We start from the raw sequence: 4,795 nt of genomic DNA, 5'->3' as shown, positions 1-4,795 counted from the left end.
TATCCGCCCTACGGATAGCACGGCAGGTCGCGTAGGGGCCGAGCGCAGCGGTATTAAAGCGCATCCGCCGTTAACGCAAGCAGTTTTGGTGCTTCAGTAATACGTCAACTCCCGCGCCTTACCCCAGAATACGCGGTAGGCAAACAGCGTATAGGCAATGATCGCAGGCAACACAATCACCACACCCACCAGAATGAACTTGAGTGATTCCGGGGCGCTGGCGGCTTCCCAAAAGGTGAGCTGTTCGGGCACCACGTAGGGGAAAAAACTGTACGCCAGGGCGGAAAACGCGAGTACAAACAGGGCGATGGCGATGGCAAATGGTAGCCAGCAGCCAAAGTCATTGTCGTAGGGAAAGTTGGACAGGTAGCGGTCATTGATCAAAAACAGGAAAAAGCTGAGTACCGGGATGATCAGCAGCAGAAGCGTCAGGTCTCCCCCCAGCCACTTGTCGAACACCCGCTCGCTGATCATCGGGTTGATGACCGACACGGCGACCAGCCCCAACGCCATCAACCAGGCGCAGCGGCGTGCCCAGCGAGCCGCCCGCAGCTGCAGCTCGCCTTCGGTTTTCATCACCAGCCAGGCGGCGCCAATCAGGCAGTAGCCGGCGGTCACACACACCGCGCTGAGAGCGGCAAAGGCGTAGGAGGCGAGGCTCTGCTCAAAGCCCATGACGTAAAGCCCGAGCATGTAACCCTGAGATAAGGTCGCCAGCAGTGAGCCGGCCCAGAAAGCGAAGTCCCAGCGGGTTTTGTGATCCACCGGCGCCTTGGCCCGAAAGTCAAAGGCGACACCGCGCAGAATCAATCCGGCCAGCATCAGCGTTACGGGCATATACAGCTGAAACAGGATCACATTGTGGGCGGCGGGAAAGGCAATCAGAATAATGCCGACACCCAACACCAACCAGGTTTCATTGGCGTCCCAAAAGGGGCCGATGGACGCGATCATGGTGTCGCGCTGGCGCTCCGAGTCTCGCGGCAACAGGATGCCCACTCCGAGGTCATAACCGTCAAGAATGGCATAAATGAGAAACGCCACACCCATCAGTGCCATGAAGATCAAGGGTAGCCAAAAGGCTTCTCCGGTCGGCATCACAGGGCACCTCCTTCATTGCGGACCATCGGGTTGTATTGATCCTGCAGGGTGTTGACCTCTTCGTCGCGGTCGACCAGTACCGCCTTGCGGGCGATCAGGAACAGGGCGCTGATGTAGGCCACCAGAAGACCGGCATACAGCGTCAGGTAGATGGCGAGCGATATGGCCACATTGCCTCCGGGGACGGTGGTGACGGCCTCGCTGGTGCTCAGAACGCCGGTTACCAGCCAGGGTTGGCGGCCAATTTCGGTGACGTACCAACCGGCGAGGGTGGCGACCCAGCCCGAGAAGGTCATGGCCACGAATACCTTGAGCATCCAGGGGGGCACCGAGGCGCGCCGCCACAGCTGCCATGCCCCCAACCAGGAGGCCGCGAGCATCAGAAAGCCCAACCCGACCATGATGCGAAAACCCCAGAATACTGGCGCGACGGGTGGATGTTCATCGGTGAATTCGTTCAGCCCTTGCACCTTACCCTGCCAGTCGTGGGTGAGAATGAAACTGGCCCCGCCGGGAATTTCCAGGGCAAAATGGTTGCGTTTCTGTTCTTCGTCGGGAAGCCCGAAAAGCACCAGAGGGGCCCCTTCGGTGGTTTCCCACAGGCCTTCCATGGCCGCCACTTTGGCGGGCTGATGTTTCAGGGTGTTCAGCCCGTGTAGATCGCCCAGCAGGATCTGCAGTGGAATCAGAAGTGCGGCGGCATAGACGCCTGTTTTCAATGCCAGGCGTGGAGCGGGCTTGTGATCGCGCTTGAGCAGGCGATAAGCCGATAGGCCCGCCATCAAAAAGGCCGCCGTCAGTCCGGATGCGACCAGCATGTGGGCCAGTCGGTAGGGCATGGATGGATTGAAGATGATGGCCCACCAGTCCACCGGAAAGGCCACCCCATCGCGCACTTCAAAACCGGTGGGCGTGTGCATCCAGGAGTTGAGGGACAGAATCCAGAAGGCGGACAGGCTGGTACCGACGGCCACCAGAAAGGTGGCGATGGTGTGTACCCGATTGGAGACCCGGTTGATGCCGAACAGCATGATGCCCAGGAAAGTCGCCTCCATGAAAAAGGCAGTCAGCACTTCATAGCCGAGCAGTGGCCCGGCGATATTGCCCACGGTTTCCATAAAGCCCGGCCAGTTAGTGCCGAACTGAAAGGACATGGTGATACCGCTGACCACGCCGAGGGCAAAGCTCAGCGCAAACACCTTCACCCAGAAGCGGTAGGCCCGCATCCACACTTCGTCACCGGTGCGGTTGTGCTGAACCCGGAAATAAAACAGAAACCACGCCAAGGCGATGGTGATGGTGGGGAACAGAATGTGGAAACTGATATTCGCGGCGAATTGAATGCGCGATAACAACAGGGTTTCCATTGTTGGTACCTCGTTGGTTCAGGTGACGGCGGATGCGCCTTTGGCTCCGATGCGTCGGACCGATCCGCCCTACGCCGGGCCTCGCTGGTTGCGTAGGGCGGATAAGCGCAGCGCATCCGCCGTAACGATACGTCGATGCAAGCGCCTCTACTTCAAAAACCGATCCTTCATGTCCAACACCTTGCCCAGACTCCCGCCAAGCTTTAACAGGCTCTTCAAATTACTCTGATTGAGCCGCTGAATTTCCGTGGTCCACTGGGTCAACATCTCGATCAGTTCGTGCATTTCCTGCATGCGTGCCTGAGCGTACTCCTCCTGGCGATTGGCGGGCTGCTCCAGCAGCAGGCCGCGCAGGGTCGACAGGGTTGGGTCAATTTCCCGCTTGCGCCGCTGCTCGATCAGCGTCTTGGCGATATCCCAGACATCATCCGGGGCAGAGAAAAACTCCTTCCGCTCGCCGGGAATGTGTTGCAGACGCACCAACTCCCAGGACTGCAGTTCTTTGAGCCCCATGCTGACATTGGAGCGCGAGAAGCCTAGTGCCTGAGCGATCTGCTCGGCGCACAAGGGTTCTTCGCTCAACACCAGAAGCGCGTACATCTGGCCCACGGTGCGATTGATGCCCCAACGGCTACCCATTTCACCGAAGTGCAGCACGCAGGATTGAATCATCGGGGTAAGTTGGTCTGACACGAATGGGGTACTCCACAAATTTCAGTAATTACTGAAATTACAGTAACAGGTGGTAGTCGTCAAGTGTCCGGTGGCCCAAATCCTGCACTGCTATGCTTAATAAGGTCCCAGGTGTGGGGCTCGAGTTAACCAGAAGGATTGCGTCATGATTGATTTGGAGGAAACCACGGCACTTTGGCCGGCGGCCCTGCTGGAGCGGTGGGGCGTCAGGGGGCGAGAAGCTCCGGCCGACATCCCATTGCTTTCCCGGCATCTCCGTGTCACCGAAGCCCTGGCGGGCTACCTGGCTCGGCTGTATAGCCCGCTGGCGGAGCGCCTGGCGCGCTGCCTGCCCACGCGCTCTGACCCCCTGGTGTTGGGCATAAACGGCGCCCAGGGGACGGGGAAGTCCACCGCGGCGGAGGTGATAGCGCATCTTCTTGAGCTGCGAGGGTTTCAGGTGTGTCGTTTGTCCATTGATGACCTGTACCTGACCCGGAGTGAGCGGCGACGGCTGGCGGACGAGGTGCACCCGCTACTGGCAACCCGGGGGGTGCCGGGCACCCATGATATCGCCATGGGGGAGGCGTTGCTGCAGGCGCTGACCCAGGCCGATGCCAATACCCGGGTGACCCTGCCGCGTTTTGACAAAGCCCAGGATGACCGCCGTGCGGAAGGTGAGCTGTGGCAGGGTCGCCCTCATTTGATCATTTTCGAAGGCTGGTGCGTCGGCGCCCGACCCCAGGAGGAGGCGGCGCTGGAGCCCGCGCTCAATGCCCTGGAACGTGAGGAAGACCCCGACGGCCGCTGGCGTCGCTATGTCAATGAGCAACTGAAGGGCTACCAGCGTCTGTTTGCCCGTCTCAATCACCTGATTCTATTGCGGGCACCGTCGTTTGAGCAGGTGTTTCAGTGGCGCTCCGAGCAGGAAGCCGCTCTGAAAAAGCAGCTCGAGGATGAGCGGCGTACCGGCACTCACCTGATGACACCCCCCATGTTGCAGCGCTTCATCGATCACTACGAACGGCTCACCCGCTGGATTCTCCAGGAAATGCCGGAGCGGGCCGACCTGGTGTTGGCGCTGGACACCCATCACCGCGTTGAGCGGATTACGGCCTCTGGAGCAACCAGGTTATGAGCACACCCATGGTGGTATTTACCGATCTCGACGGCACCCTGCTTAATCATGATGACTACGACTGGTCGGCGGCGAAGCCGGCGCTGGCCGCGCTCAAACAGCGCAAGGTTCCTCTGGTCCTGGTTTCCAGCAAAACCGATGTGGAGATGCTCGAGCTGCGCCGTGCGCTGGGCAACACGGATCCTCTGGTCTGTGAGAACGGCAGCCTGCTTCTGATACCAGAGAACCTGCTGGAGGCGCTGGGCTTGTCGGCGGACTCGCGCCTGATCAGCGATGGTTACCACTACGAATACCGGGGCCTGTCACGGGAGCAGATTCTGACGCTGCTCAACGAGCTGAAGGCGGATTATCGGTTTACCGGTTTTGCCTGGATGACCGATGAGGACATCGCCCAACATACCGGCCTGACGTTGGAAGCGGCCCGCCTGGCCAGCCAGCGTAAGGCCTCGGAGCCTATTGTGTGGCGCGATACGCCGGAGGCTCTGGCGGAGTTCACCGAGCGACTGACCCGCCACAA

The 4,795-nt window shown here is 59.9% G+C and carries 5 protein-coding genes; 2 read left to right on the top strand and 3 right to left on the bottom strand.

Features of this window, described 5'->3' with window-relative positions; all coding sequences use genetic code 11:
- Positions 1-93: 93 nt before the first annotated feature.
- From B3187_RS07985 to B3187_RS07975, 3 genes are all read right to left on the bottom strand, one after another.
- Positions 94-1,098, bottom strand: a complete 1,005-nt coding sequence (locus tag B3187_RS07985; protein ID WP_286805631.1) for a cytochrome d ubiquinol oxidase subunit II — start codon at positions 1,096-1,098, stop codon at positions 94-96.
- Positions 1,098-2,468 carry a cytochrome ubiquinol oxidase subunit I gene (locus tag B3187_RS07980; protein ID WP_286805618.1) on the bottom strand — a complete coding sequence of 457 codons (1,371 nt, stop codon included), beginning with the start codon at positions 2,466-2,468 and terminating at the stop codon, positions 1,098-1,100. Before B3187_RS07980 ends, B3187_RS07985 begins: the two co-directional genes overlap by 1 nt.
- Before the next feature lie 147 nt (positions 2,469-2,615).
- On the bottom strand, positions 2,616-3,161 hold the full coding sequence (locus B3187_RS07975) for a GbsR/MarR family transcriptional regulator (RefSeq protein WP_339619876.1): 546 nt from the start codon (positions 3,159-3,161) through the stop codon (positions 2,616-2,618).
- Positions 3,162-3,306: 145 nt separating this feature from the next.
- On the opposite strand from B3187_RS07975, the gene B3187_RS07970 reads away from it, so the two are divergent.
- Both B3187_RS07970 and B3187_RS07965 read left to right on the top strand, forming a co-directional pair.
- Positions 3,307-4,278, top strand: a complete 972-nt coding sequence (locus B3187_RS07970; protein ID WP_286805616.1) for a phosphoribulokinase — start codon at positions 3,307-3,309, stop codon at positions 4,276-4,278.
- Positions 4,275-4,795: HAD-IIB family hydrolase (locus tag B3187_RS07965; protein WP_286805614.1), on the top strand; the 521-nt coding region annotated here is incomplete at its 3' end. The genes B3187_RS07970 and B3187_RS07965, both read left to right, overlap by 4 nt.

Origin of the sequence: Marinimicrobium sp. UBA4209, assembly GCF_002381585.1 — a bacterium.
GTDB classification, from domain to species: domain Bacteria; phylum Pseudomonadota; class Gammaproteobacteria; order Pseudomonadales; family Cellvibrionaceae; genus Marinimicrobium; species Marinimicrobium koreense.
This window is presented reverse-complemented; position numbering and strand designations above follow the sequence as displayed.